The organism is Enterobacter cloacae complex sp. 2024EL-00227 (assembly GCF_043945315.1).
Lineage (GTDB): Bacteria > Pseudomonadota > Gammaproteobacteria > Enterobacterales > Enterobacteriaceae > Enterobacter > Enterobacter roggenkampii.
Window position 1 is genome coordinate 206586 of sequence record NZ_JBIMQP010000002.1, and the last position, 21334, is coordinate 227919.

17 protein-coding genes are annotated in these 21334 nt (G+C 54.4%); 4 read left to right on the top strand and 13 right to left on the bottom strand.

Annotation, left to right across the window (positions count from 1 at the left end):
• Positions 1-85 precede the first annotated feature (85 nt).
• Positions 86-865, top strand: coding sequence for an envelope biogenesis factor ElyC (gene elyC, locus ACHH0Z_RS04000; protein ID WP_045406766.1), 780 nt, complete (start codon positions 86-88; stop codon positions 863-865).
• On the opposite strand, the gene ACHH0Z_RS04005 is transcribed toward elyC, so the two are convergent.
• The 13 genes from ACHH0Z_RS04005 to ACHH0Z_RS04065 form a co-directional block, all read right to left on the bottom strand.
• Positions 842-1735, bottom strand: a complete 894-nt coding sequence (locus ACHH0Z_RS04005; RefSeq protein WP_025912940.1) for a YcbJ family phosphotransferase — start codon at positions 1733-1735, stop codon at positions 842-844. The two genes, elyC and ACHH0Z_RS04005, sit on opposite strands and share 24 nt — an antisense overlap.
• A 143-nt stretch (positions 1736-1878) precedes the next feature.
• Positions 1879-2625, bottom strand: coding sequence for a 3-deoxy-manno-octulosonate cytidylyltransferase (gene kdsB, locus ACHH0Z_RS04010; protein WP_032656439.1), 747 nt, complete (start codon positions 2623-2625; stop codon positions 1879-1881).
• Positions 2622-2804: a protein YcaR gene (gene ycaR / locus ACHH0Z_RS04015; protein WP_006174474.1), complete on the bottom strand. Its 183-nt coding sequence runs from the start codon at positions 2802-2804 to the stop codon at positions 2622-2624. Before ycaR ends, kdsB begins: the two co-directional genes overlap by 4 nt.
• 45 nt (positions 2805-2849) lie before the next feature.
• The gene (locus tag ACHH0Z_RS04020) at positions 2850-4079 is read right to left on the bottom strand and encodes a winged helix-turn-helix domain-containing protein (RefSeq protein WP_045406768.1); all 1230 of its coding nucleotides are present in this window, start codon (positions 4077-4079) and stop codon (positions 2850-2852) included.
• A gap of 44 nt (positions 4080-4123) precedes the next feature.
• A complete protein-coding gene (gene lpxK, locus ACHH0Z_RS04025) occupies positions 4124-5101 on the bottom strand; it encodes a tetraacyldisaccharide 4'-kinase (RefSeq protein WP_045406770.1) in 978 nt (325 codons plus the stop codon).
• Positions 5098-6846 (bottom strand): lipid A ABC transporter ATP-binding protein/permease MsbA, encoded by a 1749-nt coding sequence (gene msbA, locus ACHH0Z_RS04030; protein WP_008499963.1) that lies wholly within the window; start codon positions 6844-6846, stop codon positions 5098-5100. Before msbA ends, lpxK begins: the two co-directional genes overlap by 4 nt.
• A gap of 35 nt (positions 6847-6881) precedes the next feature.
• Positions 6882-9146: a ComEC family protein gene (locus ACHH0Z_RS04035; RefSeq protein WP_045406771.1), complete on the bottom strand. Its 2265-nt coding sequence runs from the start codon at positions 9144-9146 to the stop codon at positions 6882-6884.
• A gap of 214 nt (positions 9147-9360) precedes the next feature.
• Positions 9361-9648: an integration host factor subunit beta gene (gene ihfB, locus ACHH0Z_RS04040; protein WP_008499965.1), complete on the bottom strand. Its 288-nt coding sequence runs from the start codon at positions 9646-9648 to the stop codon at positions 9361-9363.
• Positions 9649-9818: 170 nt separating this feature from the next.
• Positions 9819-11492 carry a 30S ribosomal protein S1 gene (gene rpsA / locus ACHH0Z_RS04045; RefSeq protein WP_008499966.1) on the bottom strand — a complete coding sequence of 558 codons (1674 nt, stop codon included), beginning with the start codon at positions 11490-11492 and terminating at the stop codon, positions 9819-9821.
• Positions 11493-11603: 111 nt separating this feature from the next.
• Positions 11604-12287 (bottom strand): (d)CMP kinase, encoded by a 684-nt coding sequence (cmk, locus tag ACHH0Z_RS04050; RefSeq protein ID WP_008499967.1) that lies wholly within the window; start codon positions 12285-12287, stop codon positions 11604-11606.
• A gap of 184 nt (positions 12288-12471) precedes the next feature.
• Positions 12472-13755 carry a 3-phosphoshikimate 1-carboxyvinyltransferase gene (gene aroA, locus ACHH0Z_RS04055; RefSeq protein WP_045406773.1) on the bottom strand — a complete coding sequence of 428 codons (1284 nt, stop codon included), beginning with the start codon at positions 13753-13755 and terminating at the stop codon, positions 12472-12474.
• Between the two features lie 69 nt (positions 13756-13824).
• On the bottom strand, positions 13825-14913 hold the full coding sequence (gene serC / locus ACHH0Z_RS04060) for a 3-phosphoserine/phosphohydroxythreonine transaminase (RefSeq protein WP_021240877.1): 1089 nt from the start codon (positions 14911-14913) through the stop codon (positions 13825-13827).
• Positions 14914-15075: 162 nt separating this feature from the next.
• On the bottom strand, positions 15076-15768 hold the full coding sequence (locus ACHH0Z_RS04065) for a DUF421 domain-containing protein (RefSeq protein WP_023343682.1): 693 nt from the start codon (positions 15766-15768) through the stop codon (positions 15076-15078).
• Positions 15769-15895: 127 nt separating this feature from the next.
• Between ACHH0Z_RS04065 and ycaO the strand changes: the two genes are divergently transcribed.
• The 3 genes from ycaO to pflB all read left to right on the top strand — a co-directional run bounded on the left by ycaO (position 15896) and on the right by pflB (position 21254).
• A complete protein-coding gene (gene ycaO / locus ACHH0Z_RS04070) occupies positions 15896-17656 on the top strand; it encodes a 30S ribosomal protein S12 methylthiotransferase accessory factor YcaO (RefSeq protein WP_023292885.1) in 1761 nt (586 codons plus the stop codon).
• A 406-nt stretch (positions 17657-18062) separates the two neighbouring features.
• The gene (gene focA, locus ACHH0Z_RS04075; protein ID WP_008499974.1) at positions 18063-18920 is read left to right on the top strand and encodes a formate transporter FocA; all 858 of its coding nucleotides are present in this window, start codon (positions 18063-18065) and stop codon (positions 18918-18920) included.
• A 51-nt stretch (positions 18921-18971) separates the two neighbouring features.
• On the top strand, positions 18972-21254 hold the full coding sequence (gene pflB, locus ACHH0Z_RS04080) for a formate C-acetyltransferase (protein ID WP_008499975.1): 2283 nt from the start codon (positions 18972-18974) through the stop codon (positions 21252-21254).
• The last annotated feature ends 80 nt before the right edge of the window (positions 21255-21334 follow it).

Here is a 21334-nt window from a genome sequence, read left to right on the forward strand (position 1 = left end):
GTCACACCCGCGCGGAGAATGAACCTCTCTGGTGTAATATCACCGTCAATCACCTGCTATATGGTCAAAAAAGGAACCAAAAAGGATGCTTTTTACCCTTAAGAAATACATTGGAGGGATGATGCTTCCCCTTCCGCTGCTGCTCATCATCATCGCGCTGGGGCTGGCGCTGGTGTGGTTCAGTCGCTTTCAGAAGAGTGGCAAAACGCTGATCACGTTCGGCTGGTTGGTCCTGCTGCTGCTGAGCCTGCAGCCGGTGGCTGATGGTCTGTTACGCCCCATCGAAAACAGGTACCCGACATGGCAGGGAAATCAGAAAGCGGCGTACATCGTGGTGCTGGGCGGCGGATATACCTGGGATCCTGACTGGGCCCCCAGCTCAAACCTGATCAACAACAGCCTGCCGCGGCTAAACGAAGGCATTCGCCTCTGGCTGGCGAATCCGGGATCAAAAATGATCTTTACCGGCGCGGCGGCCAAAACGAACCCGGTGAGTACGGCGGAAGCGGGCGCCCGGGTCGCGGAATCACTCGGCGTACCGCGCTCCTCCATTATCACTCTGAACAGTCCGAAAGATACCGAGGAAGAGGCCGCCGCAGTCAAGCAGGCGATTGGTGAAGCCCCGTTCTTACTGGTGACCTCCGCCTCGCACCTGCCACGCGCGATGATTTTCTTTGAAAAACAGGGCCTGCACCCGCTTCCCGCACCGGCGAACCAGATGGCCATCGACGCGCCGCTTAATCCGTGGGAGCGGGTAATCCCCTCCCCTATGTGGCTGATGCATAGCGATCGCGTCGGTTATGAGACGCTCGGACGCCTCTGGCAGTGGCTGAAAGGTTCCTCAGGCGAGCCAGGGCAAGAGTGATTTAGTCGCCAGATCGAAGTTTGCGCGATTAAAGCGTCCGGTGTTAACCAGCTGCGCAACTTCGTCCCAGAGCAGGTAGAGCCAGCGCCGCCAGAGAAACGCTTCCGCAACGGGGGCGCGTTGAAGGTAATGCCACAGCAAACCTTCCGCCGCCCCGCTGTCGCTGAGCCTGAACAGCTCATATTCGCGCGGAGCCCAGAGCATGATCCCCGGCCCCACCATCGCCAGGAGCTGATCGCTGCGGGGGTCTTTCAGCATACTCCGCAGGGTGAAGTTACCGTGGATCAGCACGCAGTTATCGTTAAAACCTTCGAACAGCGCCGGTAAACACTCCCGGGTGCGAAAGAGAATACGTTTGTCCTGCATGGTTAAACCGGTATTGTTGAACTGGTTAAGCGTTCCCCACAGCACTTCAACCCGCTGGCGATACCACAGCGGCCAGAGATTTTCCTGAGTGCTGTCGACCGGCCCAACAAGTCCGCGGCTATCCTGACGGTGCCACGCCAGCAGCGCCTCGACAATCTGGTCTTTTAGCTGTTCCCAGCGTTCCGGCGTTCGCGCGGGCGCTTCAACGGGTACACCACGTAAACGTTCAATCAGCAGTACGTCCGGGCCGGGGTGTTCCTCATGGGTCATCACGCCGTACACCGTTGGCATACGCACGGTTCCCTCCCGCGCCAGCATCGACATTTTCCATGCAAGCTGCCTGGCAACGCCGGGTGACGTGAAACTCCGTGCCATCAGCGGCATTGGGTTACCCTCACTGTCGTACAACGACCAGAGCGCGGTATCGATTTTTTCACTCACGCATTCGACCCGGCTTAACTTTTCACCCAGCAGATGGCTAAGTTCGGCACGCAGCTGTTCCATATGAGATTACCCCCATTAAGACTACTGCTTTTATAATGAGCGTCCTTAATGAAGATGTCACCCGGAAGAGATCAATCAGGAAAAAGAAAGTAAAAAAATAAACCGGAGAGTGCATCTCTCCCTGCGAAGAGATGCCGGTAAGATTAACGCAATTCGGCGCGAACGCGCTCAAGATCTTCAGGGGTGTCTACGCCCGTGCCGGGGACTTCCTCAGCAACGGCAACGTGAATTTTCTCGCCGTACCAGAGCACGCGGAGCTGCTCCAGCATTTCGATATGCTCCAGCGGACTCGGGGCCCAGGCCACATAACGGCGAATAAAGCCGGCGCGATAGCCGTAGATCCCAATATGACGCAGGAAGGTATCACCGATGGTCTCTTTAGAAAGCGTAAAGCGATCGCGATCCCACGGGATCGTGGCACGGGAGAAATAGAGCGCATAGCCTTCCGCATCCATGACGACCTTCACCGCATTCGGGTTGAAAGCTTCTTCTGCATGATGAATGGGTACCGCCAGCGTGGCCATTCCGACCTGACGCTGCGCCAGGTTTTCGGCCACCTGACGGATAATGACAGCGGGGATCATCGGCTCGTCACCCTGCACGTTTACGATAACCGTATCATCACTGAAACCGCATTTCTCAACCACTTCTGCCAGACGCTCGGTGCCGGACTGGTGATCGGCGCGGGTCATGCATACCTCACCGCCTGCCGCCTCAACCGCACGAGCGACATCCGGATGATCGGTGGCAACAATCACGCGGTCAGCACCGGATTCACGCGCACGCTCAAGGACATGCACAATCATCGGCTTGCCGTTGATATCCACCAGCGGCTTACCCGGCAGACGCGTTGAGGCATAACGCGCAGGAATAATGACAACAAAACTCATGGTTTGCTCTCTTCTGCCACCAGGGAACGGGCTTCGTTTTCCAGCAATACAGGAATACCGTCGCGCAGCGGGAAAGCCAGGCTGTCCAGCTTGCAAATGAGCTCTTGTTTGTCCTGGCTGTAGTAGAGTTTGCCGTTGCATACCGGGCAGGCAATAATTTCAAGTAAACGGTGATCCATAGTTCCTCCGTATGGGTAATCGCTAAAGCTTAACACATTCCTTTTTCAGGGCGTGCCTGTTTCCCAGCCACTTCGACAGGATGTAAATAATCCATCAGGTACCCGGCCCAGCGTCACGTCGTCGGCCCCCTGCCAGCGCGCGAATTCGCTAATGGCGGACGTTAACCCTTTTTCCAGGCTCGCCGTCACCCTGACGCCCTCTTGCAAATAAAGCGCAATGATTTCAAGCGTGCCGGTCTTGCGGTGCATTTTGGCATCCATGCGCCCGACCAGCTGCCCCTTATGCAGGAGCGGTAAAACAAAGTAGCCATACTGGCGCTTTGGGGCCGGGGTATAACATTCCAGCCGGTAGCTGAAATCAAAGAGCTGCTCGGCGCGTTTTCTGTCCCAGACGACCGGGTCGAAAGGCGACAATACCGCGCTGTGGGTCGCCTGCAGTTTCCCCTCCAGGGCCTGAGGCAATAGCGGGAGGAGATCCGCATGTAGCCACATTTCGCCCAGCGTTTCCACGGTAACGGGAATGACGCGCTGTTCGCGTTGCCACATGTCCAGCAGCGGTTTCAGCGCGGGCTGGCGCAGGCGATAATAATCTGCCAGCCATTGCGAGCGAAAAATCCCCAGGCTGCGGGCGCTGTTTTCTAACATAATGGCCTCGGCCGCCTCCTGAGTAAGCAGGTCGCGCTCGTCGTCCCAGTGGGGCATCACGCGATGCGTGAGGTCGTAGACGCGTTGAAAATTACGCCGCTCAATCACCATGACTTTGCCTGACGTGAACAACCCTTCGAGATGACGCTTGTGCGGCTTCCACTCCCACCAGCCGCTTGTACCTTTGCGCGGGTGTTCAAAATCGGCGGAGCGTACAGGGCCGTTTTCCTGAATATGCGCGATGAGCTGCTCTATTTCAGCCGCATGTTCCTGCATCCACGCCTGTCGGTATTTCCAGCCCATCTTTTCCGGCGCAAGCATACGGTGACGCACAAGGGCAAAATCGCTGCGGGGAAGGAAGCAGGCTTCGTGCGCCCAGTACTCCATCAACTCCCCCTTGCTGAGCGCCTCATCCAGCCACTGGGAAGGATAGCTCCCCAGGCGGCTGAACAGCACCACGTAAGGGCTACGTGCCACAATATTAATGGTGTCGATCTGGAGTAGCGACATGCGCTGTACGGTAGAGAGAATATCGGCAGGCTGCGCGCGACGGCGGGGCTTTTTGAGCAGCCCCTGCGCGGCAAGGTGGAGATTACGTGCGGCTGAGAGCGAGAGTTGCGGTAAAGACATGCGTTTTCCTGTCAGTCAAAGCGCCACCAGAACCGCGTAAGCCTTTAGTGCACCAACGCAATCAGTTCCTTGAGCAAATGTTCCGGCTGCTCACCGCTGAGTTCGGCGTCAACCGGCAGATACCACCAGTTATCTTTCGCAAAGGCGCGGCATTTCACCGCATCTTTTTCGGTCATGATCAGCGACTGCCCGGGTACGGTCAGGGCAGCGACCTGCCCTTCCACCAGCGCCTGGTGGTCGGCCAGCGGAACGCGTTTTTCCAGCCGGGCACCACACTGTTCCAGCGTCGCGAAGAAGCGCGGCGGATGACCAATGCCCGCCATCGCTACCAGTGAAGGCAACTCTGAAACCGACCGGCGTTCACCCGTCACCAGGTTGATTGCCAGACCCGGCTGCAGGTGCATCGGGATTTCACCCGTTTTCGCCTCACCACCGTTCAGGATCACCGCATCCACGGACGTCAGACGCGAAGCGCGTTCGCGCATGGGTCCGGCAGGTAACCACCAGCCGTTCCCAAAACGGCGAACCCCGTCGATGACCACAATCTCTTTATCTCGCGCCAGGGCATAATGCTGCAGACCATCGTCAGTGATAATGATCTGTACCGCATGTTCGGCAAGCAGTGCCTGAACGGCATCGCTGCGCACCGGGGAGACCGCGACCGGTACGCCAGTACGCTGGAAAATCAATACCGGTTCATCACCCGCTTCAGCCGTCGTGGTTTCCGCCGTCAGCACCAGCGGGTAATGCGCCGCTTTACCACCATATCCCCGCGATACCACGCCCGGGCGTATACCGCGCTTTTGCAACTGCTCCACCAGCCAGATCACCACCGGCGTTTTGCCGTTGCCGCCCGCCGTAAGATTACCGACAACCACAACGGGCACCGGCGCGCGCCAGGCCCGCTTCACCCCAAGACGATAAAGCAGACGGATAATGCCGCTCACCAGGCCGTAGAGCCAGGAGAGCGGCAAAAGCAGCAGCCACAGCGGGGATTCACCGGACCAGATGCGTGCAATCATTCGCCGAACTGCATCTTATGAAGCTGAGCGTAAACGCCGCGGTGTTCCAGCAGATCAGCGTGGCTTCCGCGTTCAACAATGACCCCATCCTCAACCACGACGATTTCATCAGCCTGCTCGATAGTCGACAGACGGTGCGCAATCACCAGCGAGGTGCGGTTCTTTTGCAGCTCATCCAGCGCCGACTGAATCGCGCGTTCAGATTCCGTATCCAGCGCAGAGGTTGCTTCGTCCAGGATCAGTATCGGGCTGTCGCGCAGCAGCGCTCGGGCAATGGCGATACGCTGACGCTGCCCACCGGAGAGCAGTACACCGTTCTCGCCGATGATGGTATCCAGACCGTTATCCATCTTGTTGATAAAGTCCATCGCGTAGGCCATACGTGCGGCGTTCTCAATCTGCTCGCGGCTGTACTCTTCAGTGCGTGCATAAGCAATATTGTTTGCCACGGTATCGTTGAACAGGTGCACGTTCTGGGAGACCAGCGCCACCTGGTTACGGAGCGACTGCAGGGTATACTCCCGCAGATCGTGACCGTCTAACAGAATTTCACCTTCGTCAATGTCGTAGAAACGGGTGATCAGGCTGGCAATGGTCGATTTACCCGAGCCGGAACGGCCTACCAGCGCAACGGTTTTCCCCGCCGGAATGGTCAGGTTGATATTGCGCAGAGCCGGTGTTTCGCGGCCAGGATAGGTAAAGGTCACATTGCGGAACTCAACGTCGCCGTTCGCGCGCTCAATGACGCGTTTGCCTTCATCTTTTTCCTGCTCGGAATCCAGAATGCTGAACAGGGTCTGACAGGCCGCCATCCCACGCTGGAACTGGGCGTTGACGTTTGTCAGTGATTTCAGCGGACGCATCAGGGCGATCATTGAGGAGAAGACCACGGTGATGGTACCCGCCGTCAGCGTCTCCATGACGCTCGGGAAGCTTGCCGCATACAGAACGAACGCCAGCGCCAGTGAGGCAATCAGCTGAATAATCGGGTCGGAGATAGAAGAGGCCGAGACCATTTTCATCCCCTGCAGACGCATTTTGTTGCTCACTTTATCAAAGCGTTTGGTTTCAACGTCCTGACCACCAAAAATCAGCACTTCTTTATGCCCTTTCAGCATCTGCTCTGCGCTGGTAGTCACCTGCCCCATCGTATTCTGCATATTCTTGCTGATATTACGGAAGCGTTTTGAGACGACGCGGATAGCAATAGAAACCACCGGTGCCAGAACGATAAGGATGAGCGACAGCTGCCAGCTGTAGTAGAACATCATCACGAACAGGCCGATAATCGACGCGCCCTCGCGCACAACGGTAATCAGCGCGCTGGAAGAGGAAGAGGCAACCTGCTCGGAGTCGTAGGTGATCCGCGACAGCAGCGTCCCGGTTGACTGCTTGTCAAAGAACGCAACCGGCATGCCCATCATGTGACTGAACAGGCGACGGCGCATGGTCATCACCACTTTCCCGGATACCCAGGAAATGCAGTAGCTGGAGATATAGCTGGTGATACCGCGTAAGATCATCAGTCCGATAACCACCAGAGGCATCCATAGCAACACTGAGCGATCCGTTTTACCAAAACCGTCGTCCAGTAACGGTTTGAGAAGCGATAGCATAAAGGTATCGCTGGCTGCGTTGAGGATTAACGCTACACCCGCCACGATCAAGCCTGCTTTAAAAGGGGCAATCATCGGCCAGAGTCGGCGGAACGTTTGCCACGTGGAGAGATCTTTGTCGTTATGCATTCAAAAAACCAGCATTGTTGAAATAGCCGCATATTCTACCCGTTATCGACGGGCGCGCCAAACCACTGATGATACCAACGTGGTAAAATTTGCTCTCGCAAGCGCCGGATTTGCCAGTGATGTTGCGAGAATGTCACCGATATTTGTCCTGAATGAGGGGTATCGTGCCAGATATACCCCTCTTTTCGATAACGTCGAACGACTTTTGCCGACGGGAAATGCCATGCGTTATAGCGGGCCGCAGAATCCAGGGCGATTTGTCCTTCCACCCGCTGTACCAGCGGCAATGAAGACGAGGTATTGCTGCCATGATGGGGGACCTGTATGAGCGTGGCCCTCAGATGACGCCAGTAATGGCTAAGCATAGCCTGTTCCGCCTGCACTTCAATGTCCCCTGTTAGCAGAACGCTTTGCTCCCCATCGTCCACCTTTACCACACAGGAATGGTTATTCCCCTGGGCCGGGTAATTTTCAGGAGGCCAGTGGACGGTGAAGGTTAATCCCTGCCATTCCCATTTCTGCCCACGAAAACAAGGGCGGTGTCCCGTCCTGCGTAACGGGCTTCTTACCCATATATCCGGCCATGCTTTTTGCAACGACGCGAGGCCTCCTGCATGGTCGAGGTGTTCATGACTGAGAATCACCCCGTCTGGCCGCAGGTGATGCCAGCGAAGCCAGGGAATAATTAACCGCTGCGCGCTGTCTCCGTCCGGCCAGGCGAGCCCGGTATCATAAAGAATGGCTTTTCCCTGCCTTTCAATCACCATGGACAGCCCCTGCCCCACGTCCAGCATATGCAGCGTCCAGCTCTCGCTTTTTTCCACTCGCCAGAGGGGAAATGTCAGCAGGACACTGCCTGCAAGACAAACGGCAGGAACGGTTTTCCAGGCACGAAAACGCCAGGCAATAATACTCAACCACGGCAGTAATGCCAGGGCTTGCCAGCGCTGATCGACATTCTGCCAGCCATCTGGCAGGCGCATCAGTAGCCAGAAGAGTCCCGCAAGCGACTTATCGGCGGCAAACCAGATGGCATTTTCTACCGCAGCCAGCGGCAGCAGATGGAGTAGCATACCGAGCAGGATCAGCGGGACGGAGACAAACGTTACCAGGGGAACGGCAAAGAGATTCGCGACCAGGGAGGAGAAGCTGAAGCCATGGAAAATCAGAACCTGTAACGGCATGAGCAGCAGCAACATCCCGACCTGCAGATAAATCAGGTTCAGTAGCGGCCGCATACGTCGTGTCCAATTCCAGTCGGGAAGAGGCAGCCACTGAAACCAGAAAATCAGCGCGGCGACGGCAAAGGCTGACAGAGCCAGACTCTGCGAAAGTACGGCCAGGGGATCGTTAATCAGTATCGCCGCGATGCAGCAGCTCCAAACCTGCCAGGGAGACCATTGACGGCCAGTAATCCGCAACAGAGCAAGCACCGCAAGGGCGATGATCGTCCTCAGCGCAGGCGGTTGCAAACCGGTAAGCCAGGCGTAGAAAGCAGCAAAGAACAACCCGGCAAGGAGAGGCATTTGCCAGTGGACGCGGTGGCTGGGTAATAAAAACTGGAATCCACGTGCAAGTAACCAGACGAGAGAGGCTGCCAGCGCGATATGCAGACCCGAAATCGCCATCAGATGCAGCGTGCCGGTTTCCCGCATCAGGTCTTTTATTTCACGGGGTACTTCCAGGCGTTCTCCCATCCCAAGCCCCAGGATAACCGCTCCCCATCGGTAAGCCGACAGTCGGTTTTGCAGCGACATCAGATATTGCGCTCGCAGGCTGCAGCGCCCGTCGACGATCTCCGCACGGGTGAAGCGCCCGCTCAGCGTTTGATGTCGGGCAAAAGCGCTGCGCTGAGCATCATAACCGCCGTCGTTGAGTTCGCCGTGTGCAGGCCTGAGCCTGAGCGTCATGGTCCAGCGCTGACCGGCACACGCGTTCTGCGGCAGATAATTGCCATACAGCGTTACGCCGGTAGAGGCCCACCAGCGCTTGCCATTGACGCTTAGAATGCTTCCCTGATGCTGAGTGGCGCCGTCGGTCGCGGTGAGCTCTACCTCAGCCTGCACGGCCCCCGTTGTTAAATGCTGCATCGGCCAGACGCTCTCCTGCGCGGCCAAAATGCCCCAGGCACACAATAACAGCGTCATACCCGCATACTTCAGTCGACTGTTTTGCCATGCAGCAAGCGCTAGCCCGCCAGCCACCATGACCCACACGGCGTAAGGTGACGGCAATTCAGGTAACCAGAGTAACGGAATTATCGCCAGAATGGCGCAGATGCTAAGCGCAGAAATTCCCATTGCCACCTCCCTGTTTCAGGTTGGCAGTATGCAGGCAGGTTGAGCGTGTCGTCAGGCGTGAAGAATACGATTTACGGCAAGCGCAGCAAGGTATTTAACGGGTTGCAGAAAACGAAACGGAAAATGCGGGGCACCTTCAGAAAGAAAGCGACGGGTACAAAAAAAGCACCCGCAGGTGCTTTCTTTCGAACCCAGTTTAACCGGCTGGCTAAACTCAGTTGCCGTAAATATTGGCGCGATCGCGCAGTTCTTTACCCGGCTTAAAGTGTGGAACGTACTTACCTTCCAGCTCAACTTTATCACCAGTTTTCGGGTTACGCCCGGTACGTGGAGCACGATAGTGCAGAGAAAAACTGCCGAAACCGCGGATTTCAATGCGCTCGCCCTGGGCAAGAGTGGAGGCCATATGCTCCAGCATCTCTTTTACGGCATCTTCCACTGCCTTGGCAGGGATATGCGGTTGCTGACTGGCAAGTCTTTCAATCAATTCTGACTTGGTCATGATTCCTCCGGTTCCTTTCAAACCAATTAGCTGAACAGCTCATTAAACAAGGGCGGCCGTAGCCGCCCTTTGTTATTGATTACAGGACGAATCCTGTAATCTGTCAAGTTTGCTCCTCATCCTTCGCGCTGTAAATGCGTTACAGCGCAAATGATGCTGAGAACCTGATATTACTCGCCTTTAGCTGCTTTGAAAGCTTCAGCCATTGCGTTGTTAGAGAAGTTTGCATCTTCCTGTTTGTTAACAGTTGCGATTGCATCTTTCTCATCAGCTTCGTCTTTAGCACGAACAGACAGGCTGATTGCACGGTTCTTACGGTCAACACCGGTGAACTTAGCTTCAACGTCGTCGCCTACGTTCAGAACCAGAGTGGCATCTTCAACGCGGTCACGGGAAGCTTCAGAAGCGCGCAGGTAACCTTCAACGCCGTCAGCCAGTTCTACGGTTGCGCCTTTCGCGTCAACTGCAGTGACTTTACCGTTTACGATTGCGCCTTTCTTGTTCAGTGCAACCCAGTTGTTGAACGGATCTTCTGCGAGCTGTTTAACGCCCAGGGAGATACGCTCACGCTCTGCGTCAACCTGCAGAACAACTGCAGCGATTTCGTCGCCTTTTTTGTATTCACGAACTGCTTCTTCGCCTGCAACGTTCCAGGAGATGTCAGACAGGTGAACCAGGCCATCGATGCCGCCGTCCAGGCCGATGAAGATACCGAAGTCAGTGATAGACTTGATTTTACCTTCAACACGGTCGCCCTTGTTGTGGGTTTCCGCGAACTGCTGCCATGGGTTGTTTTTGCACTGCTTCAGGCCCAGGGAGATACGACGACGTTCTTCGTCGATATCCAGAACCATCACTTCCACTACATCACCAACGTTAACAACTTTGGATGGGTGGATGTTTTTGTTGGTCCAGTCCATTTCGGAAACGTGCACCAGACCTTCAACGCCTTCTTCGATTTCAACGAAGCAGCCGTAGTCAGTCAGGTTGGTTACGCGACCAGTCAGTTTAGTCCCTTCTGGGTAACGCTTAGCGATAGCTACCCATGGATCTTCGCCCAGCTGTTTCAGGCCGAGGGATACACGAGTACGCTCGCGGTCGAACTTCAGCACTTTAACAGTGATTTCGTCGCCCACGTTCACGATTTCGCTTGGGTGCTTAACGCGTTTCCACGCCATGTCGGTGATGTGCAGCAGGCCATCAACGCCGCCCAGGTCAACGAATGCGCCGTAGTCAGTGAGGTTCTTAACGATACCTTTGACTTCCATGCCTTCCTGCAGGTTTTCCAGCAGCTGATCGCGTTCTGCGCTGTTTTCGGATTCGATAACGGCACGACGGGAAACAACAACGTTGTTACGCTTCTGGTCCAGCTTGATTACTTTGAACTCAAGCTCTTTGCCTTCCAGGTGCAGGGTGTCACGAACTGGACGAACGTCTACCAGAGAACCTGGCAGGAACGCACGAATACCATTCAGCTCAACAGTGAAGCCACCTTTAACTTTGCCGTTGATAACACCGACCACAGTTTCAGCTTCTTCGTAAGCTTTTTCCAGCGTGATCCATGCTTCGTGACGTTTCGCTTTCTCACGAGAAAGCAGGGTTTCACCGAAGCCGTCTTCTACTGCGTCCAGAGCAACGTCAACTTCGTCGCCAACCTGGATTTCCAGCTCGCCCTGGGCGTTTTTGAACTGCTCTGCCGGAATGGCGGACTCAGATTTCAGACCGGCGTCAACCAGTACTACGTCTTTGTCGATAGCAACAACAACACCGCGAACAATGGAACCCGGGCGGGTTTCGATTTCTTTTAAGGATTCTTCAAACAGTTGAGCAAAAGATTCAGTCATGTTTAATCTTCAGGTTAATATTAACGTCCACCTGGCTCCATGCCGGATGGGGTTGTTTCACATACCCGCCGTCAATCCATTGCAGCGGGGGTACTGCTAAATCGGTCGCGATTACGCGAGTGCCAGTTTTTGGCGCGCATATTGTAGCGCTTTTTCAATCACTTGCTCAATAGTTAAACTGGTTGAATCCAGAACTAATGCATCTTCTGCTGGAACAAGTGGGGCGACGGCGCGGTTACGATCGCGATCATCGCGCTCTTTTATCTCGGATAAAAGGCGATCAAAGTTAACACTAAACCCCTTTTCCTGCAACTGAAGCATGCGGCGTTGAGCGCGTTCTTCCGAAGAGGCGTCAAGGAAAATTTTCACAGGTGCATCAGGGAATACCACGGTTCCCATATCGCGTCCGTCCGCGATCAAACCCGGTGCTTCACGGAACGCGCGCTGACGACGTAACAGCGCCTCACGAACGCGCGGGAAGGCCGCTACCTGAGAGGCCGCATTTGCCACTTCCTGAGTACGGATTTCCCCGCTCACGTCTTCCCCTTCAAGGATGACTTCCAGGTTGCCATTGGTCGACACGAAACGCACATCAAGATGCGCAGCCAGCGGAACCAGCGCTTCTTCTGACGCCACGTCCACATGATGATGCAGCGCAGCCAGGGCCAGCACGCGATAGATTGCTCCCGAATCTAAAAGATGCCATTGCAATGCTTCCGCCATCGCTTTGCACAGAGTCCCTTTCCCTGCGCCACTCGGCCCGTCAATGGTGATTACCGGGGCAATTGCCGTCATCTTTTTCTCCTTAAATAAGGCATACCGTTTACATGAACGCCGCGCATTATACGCGTCAACGTGCGCAACTGTTACCTTTGCGTGCAAATTACGGATTGATTGAAGCAGAGTGTAGAAGAAATGAACGGAAGTGTTCGTCAGGAAGCGTAAGGAAATGCCGCATCAGGTGATGCGGCAAAAGTCATCAGGCCAGCGTGCTAATGCGTGCCAGCTGTTCAAAGTAGTCCGGGAACGTTTTCGCCGTACATTTCGGATCGAGAATGGTCACAGGCGTGTCGGACAGTGCCACCAGCGAGAAGCACATCGCCATACGGTGATCGTTGTAGGTGCCGATCTCGGCAACCTGCAGTTTTGCAGGAGGCGTGACGCGAATGTAGTCTTCGCCCTCTTCCACCTCAGCACCGACCTTACGCAGCTCAGTCGCCATCGCAAACAGACGGTCAGTCTCTTTTACGCGCCAGTTGTAGATGTTACGCAGCGTGGTGGTGCCTTTTGCAAACAGCGCCGCCGTGGCAATGGTCATCGCCGCATCCGGAATATGGTTCATGTCCATGTCGATGGCCTTCAGCTCGCCGTGGGTACAGGAAATGAAGTCATCACCCCAGGTCACAATCGCGCCCATTTTTTCCAGCACGTCCGCAAAACGAATGTCACCCTGCACGCTGTTGCGACCAATACCGGTCACCTTCACGGTACCGCCTTTGATCGCGCCTGCAGCCAGGAAGTAAGATGCCGACGAGGCGTCGCCTTCAACAAGATAGCTGCCCGGAGACTGGTACTGCTGCGCCCCACGCACGACAAAACGCTGATAAGACTGGTTTTCCACCTCAACGCCGAAGGTTTTTATCAGGTGCAGCGTGATATCAATATACGGTTTGGAGACCAGCTCACCTTTAATCGTGATAACCGTATCCTGCGGCGCCAGCGGCGCGGTCATCAGCAGTGCGGTCAGGAACTGGCTGGAGACGCTGCCGTCCACCTCGACGTGACCGCCGGTAAAGCCCCCGCGCAGACGCAGTGGCGGATAATTTTCCTGCTCCAGATACTCGATCTGCGCACCGCCCTGACGCAGGGCATCCACCAGATGGCCAATCGGACGCTCTTTCATGCGCGGCTCGCCGGTCAGCACAATGTTGTTGCGCCCCAGACACAGGGCCGCCGCCAGCGGACGCATCGCGGTACCCGCGTTGCCCAGAAACAGCTCAAGCTCTTCCCCCGTCTGCAGCGCGCCGCCGTTGCCGGTCACTTCGCAGCGGGTACGATCGTCGGAGAGAGTGTAATGAACGCCCAACGCTTTCAGCGCATTGAGCATATGGCGCACGTCATCGCTGTCCAGCAGGTTTGTAAGGACGGTGGTGCCGTTTGCCAGTGCTGCCAGCAGCAGAGCGCGGTTCGAGACACTTTTTGAACCAGGCAGATTAATGGTGCCATCTACCCGCGCGATAGGTTGTAACGTCAGGGATTCCATGAAAACTTAACTCTCAACTCAACATAATAAAAACCCCGCAGCAGGGCTACGGGGGTGAAAACAGCGCGATTAACCGTGGCGACGTTCGAAGTCGATCATGAAATCGGTCAGCGCTTTAACGCCTTCCAGCGGCATCGCGTTATAGATGGAGGCACGCATGCCGCCCACGACACGGTGACCTTTCAGCGCGTGCAGGCCGGCCGCGAAGGACTCTTCCAGGAACACTTTATCCAGGTTGCTGTCCGCCAGCTGGAACGGCACGTTCATGCGGGAACGGTTAGCTTTCGCCACGTCGTTGCGGTAGAAATCGCTCTTGTCGATCACGCCATACAGCAGTTCGGCTTTCTGTTGATTCACTTTGTCCATCTGCGCCACGCCGCCGTTTTGCTTCAGCCATTTGAAGACCAGGCCGGAGAGGTACCAGGCAAACGTCGGTGGGGTGTTGAACATAGAATCGTTGTCGTTCAGCACGGTGTAATCAAGAATGGACGGGCACGATGTATGCGCTTTACCCAGCAGGTCTTCACGCACGATAACAATCGTCAGGCCTGCAGGGCCGATATTTTTCTGCGCGCCCGCGTAGATTACGCCATAACGGCTGACGTCAATTGGTGCAGAAAGAATGGTGGAGGAGAAGTCAGCGGCAACCACGACGTCTTTACCAAAGTTCGGCGTCTCGTCGATGGCAATCCCGTCAATGGTTTCATTCGGGCAGTAGTGCAGATACGCTGCGTTATCAGAAAGCTGCCATTCGCTCATTGGCTTCACCGCGCGCAGGCCGTCAACGGTCACTTTGGCGTCAATCACATTCGGCGTGCAGTATTTGTGCGCTTCTTTCACCGCACTGGCCGCCCAGTAGCCTGCGTCAACGTAGTCTGCCGTCGTTTTATCGCCCAGGATGTTTAGCGGTACGCCTGCAAACTGGCCGCGCCCGCCGCCGTGACAGAACAATACTTTGTAGTTCGAGGGAATATTCAGCAGATCGCGAAAATCCTTTTCTGCCTCTTCCGCCACCTGAATAAACTCTTTACCCCGGTGGCTGATTTCCATCACCGACGTTCCCAGACCGTTCCAGTCACAAAGTTCCTGTTGAGCCTGTTTAAGCACGTCTGCCGGTAACATTGCCGGACCTGAACTGAAATTAAAGACTTGAGCCATTTCCCCTCACCACGCTAAAAGCCATAAGTTATAACTGTGGATATCGGTTTTATCATTCAGTGACACGCGCCGCAATGTCTAAAACTTATGACCCGTGAAATGTGCCCCACGTCACACAAAACAATCTGCCGCCTCGCCAGGACAAAACCGACAAAATGGCTGTCAGGTGATGCGTTTAGCCCGGCTAACCTTCGTCCATTCCGGATTTGCACAGCGGGGGCATAATTGACGATCCCCCGGCTGCATCGCGACGACATGGCTACATCTCACGCAGGCATACTCGCCTGACTCAGGTACGGTTCTGAAACGCTCGACCAGCATATCCGGCAGGATGCACAGTCCCGGCCTCACCTCATCGTCAGAATAGTAATAGACGCTGATCTGCCCGTTGGTCTCCATGATCGCCAGACGCACCTGCCCGAGCTGTTCCACGCTGTTGAGGCGTAGCTCCATAAAGAACTCAAACTCGGTCATATTGGCGCTCTGAACGTTTTCCCAGGCCAGCTGACCGTCCTCGACGATAACGACCGGCTTCCCTTCAAGCAGATCTTCCAGCTTTTCACTTTTCGACATCAGCCACATGACAAGGCGGTAAAGCAGCGCCAGGGTGACAAAAACAATGAAGACCGGCACCATCGGCACATCATCATAGAAGGCGACATCCCCCGCCGCGGAACCCAGCGTCAGGATGATCAATACTTCAAAAAGCGACATCTGCCGCACACCGCGACGACCGGTGATTTTAAGAAACAGGAAGACCAGAACGAAGGTATACAGACTACGCAGCGCCACTTCGCCTAAAAATTCAGGAGGGACTTTATCAAACGCCATCCGCTGGAGATCGAATGCTTTCATTTTTCTATGCCTTAACAGTGAGTTACTGACAGTAAGCATAGCCCAGTCTTTTATTTTCGCCGGAGATAGCACCCGTCACGCAAAACCCGTATCATTGCGCGCTTTACGTACGATAAAAGTGAACGCCATGACTCAAACGTTTATCCCCGGCAAAGACGCCGCTCTGGAAGATTCCATCGCTCGCTTCCAGCAGAAACTGACCGACCTGGGTTTTAACATCGAAGAAGCCTCCTGGCTCAATCCGGTGCCTCATGTCTGGTCTGTGCATATTCGCGATAAAGACTGTGCCCTGTGCTTTACCAACGGTAAAGGCGCGACAAAAAAAGCGGCACTGGCCTCCGCGCTGGGTGAGTATTTTGAGCGTCTGTCCACCAACTATTTCTTTGCTGACTTCTGGCTGGGCGAAACCATCGCCAACGGCCCGTTCGTTCACTATCCGAACGAAAAATGGTTCCCGCTGACCGAAGACGATGAACTGCCAGAAGGAATTCTCGACGCGCGCCTGCGTGCCTTCTACGATCCGGAAAACGAACTGACCGCCAGCATGCTGATCGATCTGCAGTCTGGCAACGACGATCGCGGTATTTGCGCCCTGCCGTTTACCCGTCAGTCTGACGAGCAGACCGTCTATATTCCGATGAACATCGTCGGCAACCTGTATGTGTCTAACGGCATGTCCGCCGGTAACACCCGCAATGAAGCGCGCGTGCAGGGGCTGTCTGAAGTCTTCGAGCGTCATATCAAAAACCGCATTATTGCCGAATCCATCAGCCTGCCTGAAATTCCGGCAGAGGTGCTGGCACGCTACCCGGGCGTGGTGGAATCCATCGCCAAGCTGGAAGCAGAAGGTTTCCCAATCTTTGCGTATGACGGCTCGCTGGGCGGCAAGTATCCAGTGATCTGCGTCGTGCTGTTTAACCCGACCAACGGCACCTGCTTCGCCTCCTTCGGCGCGCACCCGGACTTCGGCGTGGCGCTGGAGCGTACCGTTACCGAGCTGCTTCAGGGCCGTAGCCTGAAAGATCTCGACGTGTTTACGCCGCCAACGTTTGACGATGAAGAAGTGGCCGAGCATACCAACCTCGAAACCCACTTCATCGATTCCAGCGGCTTAATTTCCTGGGATATGTTCAAGCAGGACGCGGACTATCCGTTCGTGGACTGGAGCTTTGCCGGTACCACGGAAGAAGAGTTCGCGACGCTGATGGCGATCTTCAACGCGGAAGACCAGGAAGTGTACATTGCCGATTACGAGCACCTGGGCGTTTACGCGTGCCGCATCATCGTGCCTGGCATGTCTGATATCTATCCGGCGGAAGATCTGTGGCTGGCGAACAACAGCATGGGCGCGCATCTGCGTGAAACGCTGCTGGCTCTGCCGGGCAGCGAATGGGAGAAAGAGGATTATCTGAACCTGATCGCCCAGCTGGACGAAGAAGGCCACGATGATTTCACCCGCGTACGCGAACTCCTGGGCCTGGCGACCGGTAAAGACAACGGCTGGTACACCCTGCGCATCGGTGAGTTGAAAGCGATGCTGGCCCTGGCGGGCGGCGATCTGGATCAGGCCCTGGCCTGGACCGAGTGGACCATGGAGTTCAACCAGTCGGTCTTCTCTGCCGAGCGCACCAACTATTACCGCTGCCTGCAAACCCTGCTGCTGCTTGCACAGGAAGAGGATCGCGAACCGCTGCAATATCTGAATGCTTTCGTGCGTATGTACGGCGCTGAGGCCGTTGAAGCAGCCAGCGCAGCCCTGAGCGGCGAAGCGCCGTTCTATGGCCTGCAGGCTGTTGATAGCGATCTGAAAGCCTTCCCGGCGCATCAGTCGCTGCTGAAGGCCTACGAAAAGCTGCAGAAAGCAAAAGCCGCTTACTGGTCAAAATAAGCGCACATAACATTACCAGCAGTAGGCGTATTCAATCGTCTGGGCTATATTACGGGGCAATTTCATTGCCCCTTTTTTTATTTCCTTCGGCAATGATTGTTGATTGTAATAATAAAGTTAAACACGGGTAAATATAATAATATTGATCTGGGCTTTACTGTTACTTTTTATGGTTAATACTCCATATTAATTAACTGATAAAGAGGTGGCCGAACGAAAAAATTCAACTCTTTTCATAACTTTTAAAATTTATTTTTATACGGATAATCAAATACTTACTCCGCATTTGCTGTAAATCCATACACATTGCGGGCCTATAAGCCAGGCGAGATATGATCTATATCAATTTCTCTTCTATAATGCTTTGTTAGTATCTCGTCGCCGACTTAATAAAGAGAGAGTTAGTGTGAAAGCTGACAACCCTTTTGATCTTTTACTCCCTGCTGCGATGGCCAAAGTTGCCGAAGAAGCAGGTGTCTATAAAGCAACGAAACACCCGATGAAGACGTTCTATCTGGCGATCACGGCTGGTGTGTTCATCTCTATCGCTTTCGTCTTCTACATCACCGCCACTACCGGTACTGCCGGAATGCCTTTCGGCATGGCCAAACTGATTGGCGGCATTTGTTTCTCACTGGGTCTGATTCTTTGCGTTATTTGCGGCGCCGACCTCTTCACCTCAACGGTGCTGATTGTCGTGGCAAAGGCGAGCGGAAGAATTACCTGGGGTCAGCTGGCACGTAACTGGCTTAATGTTTACGTGGGTAACCTGGTTGGCTGTCTGCTCTTTGTTTTGTTGATGTGGCTTTCTGGCGAGTACATGACCGCCAACGGTGGCTGGGGCCTTAACGTCCTGCAAACTGCCGACCACAAAATGCACCACACATTTATCGAAGCCGTTGCTCTCGGCATCCTCGCGAACCTGATGGTCTGCCTGGCTGTATGGATGAGCTACTCGGGTCGTAGCCTGATGGACAAAGCCTTAATTATGGTTCTGCCGGTTGCGATGTTCGTTGCCAGCGGCTTTGAGCACAGTATCGCGAATATGTTCATGATCCCAATGGGCATTGTTATCCGCGACTTTGCGAGCCCGGAGTTCTGGACCGCAGTTGGTTCATCCCCGGAAAGTTTCTCTCACCTGACTATTATGAATTTCATTACTGATAACCTGATCCCTGTCACTATCGGGAACATTATCGGTGGGGGTCTGTTAGTTGGGTTGACATACTGGGTCATTTACCTGCGTGGCGACGATCATCATTGATGGTTTTCTCAGGCAGTAAATAAAAAATCCACTTAAGAAGGTAGGTGTTACATGTCCGAGCTTAATGAAAAGTTAGCCACAGCCTGGGAAGGTTTTGCGAAAGGTGACTGGCAGAATGAAGTAAACGTACGTGACTTCATTCAGAAAAACTATACCCCGTATGAAGGTGACGAATCCTTCCTGGCTGGCGCAACTGACGCGACCACCAAGCTGTGGGACAGCGTAATGGAAGGCGTTAAACTGGAAAACCGCACTCACGCGCCAGTTGATTTTGACACCTCCGTTGCTTCCACCATCACTTCTCACGATGCTGGCTATATCAACAAAGCCCTTGAGAAAATCGTTGGTCTGCAGACTGAAGCACCACTGAAACGCGCAATCATCCCGTTCGGTGGTATTAAAATGGTTGAAGGTTCCTGCAAAGCGTATAACCGCGAGCTGGACCCAATGCTGAAAAAAATCTTCACCGAATACCGCAAAACCCACAACCAGGGCGTATTCGATGTTTACACCAAAGACATTCTGAACTGCCGTAAATCTGGCGTTCTGACTGGTCTGCCAGATGCATATGGCCGTGGCCGTATCATCGGTGACTACCGTCGCGTTGCGCTGTACGGTATCGACTTCCTGATGAAAGACAAGTACGCGCAGTTTGTTTCCCTGCAGTCCGATCTGGAAAACGGCGTAAACCTGGAAGCGACTATCCGTCTGCGTGAAGAAATCGCTGAACAGCACCGCGCGCTGGGTCAGATCAAAGAGATGGCTGCTAAATACGGCTGCGATATCTCTGGTCCTGCTACCAACGCTCAGGAAGCTATCCAGTGGACCTACTTCGGCTACCTGGCCGCAGTTAAATCTCAGAACGGCGCAGCAATGTCCTTCGGTCGTGTATCCACCTTCCTGGATGCCTATATCGAACGTGACCTGAAAGCAGGCAAAATCACCGAGCAAGACGCTCAGGAAATGATTGACCACCTGGTCATGAAACTGCGTATGGTTCGCTTCCTGCGTACCCCTGAATACGATGAGCTGTTCTCCGGTGACCCAATCTGGGCAACTGAATCCATCGGCGGTATGGGCGTTGACGGCCGTACTCTGGTGACCAAAAACAGCTTCCGCTTCCTGAACACCCTGTACACCATGGGTCCTTCTCCGGAGCCGAACATCACCGTTCTGTGGTCTGAAAAACTGCCTCTGAACTTCAAGAAATTCGCCGCTAAAGTGTCCATCGACACCTCTTCTCTGCAGTACGAGAACGATGACCTGATGCGTCCGGACTTCAACAACGACGATTACGCTATCGCTTGCTGCGTAAGCCCAATGGTTGTTGGTAAGCAAATGCAGTTCTTCGGTGCGCGTGCAAACCTGGCGAAAACCATGCTGTACGCAATCAACGGCGGCGTTGATGAAAAACTGAAAATGCAGGTTGGTCCTAAGTCTGAGCCGATCAAAGGCGATGTGCTGAACTATGACGAAGTCATGGAGCGCATGGACCACTTCATGGACTGGCTGGCGAAACAGTACGTCACTGCGCTGAACGTTATCCACTACATGCACGACAAGTACAGCTACGAAGCCTCTCTGATGGCGCTGCACGACCGTGACGTTATCCGCACCATGGCGTGTGGTATCGCAGGTCTGTCCGTTGCTGCTGACTCCCTGTCTGCAATCAAATATGCGAAAGTTAAACCAATTCGTGACGAAGACGGTCTGGCTATCGACTTCGAAATCGAAGGCGAATATCCGCAGTTTGGTAACAACGATTCTCGCGTTGATGACATGGCGGTTGACCTGGTAGAACGTTTCATGAAGAAAATTCAGAAACTGACTACCTACCGTAACGCTATCCCGACTCAGTCTGTTCTGACCATCACCTCTAACGTTGTGTATGGTAAGAAAACCGGTAACACCCCAGACGGTCGTCGTGCTGGCGCGCCATTCGGCCCAGGTGCAAACCCAATGCACGGTCGTGACCAGAAAGGTGCGGTTGCCTCTCTGACTTCTGTCGCTAAACTGCCGTTTGCTTACGCGAAAGATGGTATCTCTTACACCTTCTCTATCGTGCCAAATGCGCTGGGTAAAGACGACGAAGTGCGTAAAACTAACCTCGCGGGTCTGATGGATGGTTACTTCCACCACGAAGCGTCCATCGAAGGTGGTCAGCACCTGAACGTGAACGTCATGAACCGTGAAATGCTGCTTGACGCGATGGAACATCCTGAGAAATATCCTCAGCTGACCATCCGCGTATCTGGCTACGCAGTACGTTTTAACTCCCTGACGAAAGAACAGCAGCAGGACGTTATCACCCGTACTTTCACTCAGTCCATGTAAGTGGAATTGACTGAAATCACGCGTTAACAAGCGTACAATAAAGGCTCCACGTCAGTGGGGCCTTTTTAGCACCCTCTCCA